The organism is Roseovarius ramblicola (assembly GCF_042430665.1).
In the GTDB taxonomy this organism is placed as follows: Bacteria; Pseudomonadota; Alphaproteobacteria; order Rhodobacterales; family Rhodobacteraceae; genus Roseovarius; species Roseovarius ramblicola.
In genome coordinates this window covers 1-605 of sequence record NZ_JBHMEC010000031.1, presented here as the reverse complement: position 1 = coordinate 605, position 605 = coordinate 1, and the positions used below count along the sequence as shown (strand labels likewise).

Annotated in this window: 1 protein-coding gene; it reads right to left on the bottom strand. The window is 66.4% G+C overall.

Translation table 11 applies throughout. The features are described from left to right. On the bottom strand, nt 1–605 hold a 605-nt coding region (locus ACFFU4_RS17645), incomplete at both ends, for a calcium-binding protein (protein WP_377071207.1).

Here is a 605-nt window from a genome sequence, read left to right as displayed (position 1 = left end):
GAGATCGGCGAGGCTCGCGACCCCCCAGGGGGACACATCCAGCAGGTCCTCGCCCACCACGAAATCGTCAATGATATCCTCGCCGTCGGGGTCGGAAGAGGTGATGAACGTATCCCTGCCGTCGCCGCCGTGGAGGGTGTCGTTGCCGCCTCCGCCGAAGAGCATGTCATCGCCATCCCCGCCGCTGAGATCGTCGTTGCCTGCGCCGCCATACAGCCAGTCGTCGCCGTTGACCCCCTTGATCGTGTCATCGCCGCTGCCGCCGTATACGGTGTCATCCCCCCAGACGCCGCTCAGGTGGTTGTCGCCGGTGTTGCCCGTGAGCACGTTGTCGGCGGAGTTTCCGACACCGACGAGGTCCGCGTCCCCCGCGAGCACGAGGTTGTCGAGGTCATCACCGTCCGAATGCCGCCGCAGGGTGAAATTGACGGTGGTCTCGACGGTGTCCGTTCCGGTTCCCGCGTTCTCGATCGTATCGCGGGTGCTGTGGACCCGGAACAGGTCGTCACCGTCGGTGCCGAGGTGGGTGACACCCTCATCCGGTATCGGCTCGGGTGCCGGCTCGGGTATCGGTTCCGGCGTCGGCTCCGGTGTGGGGTCGGCAA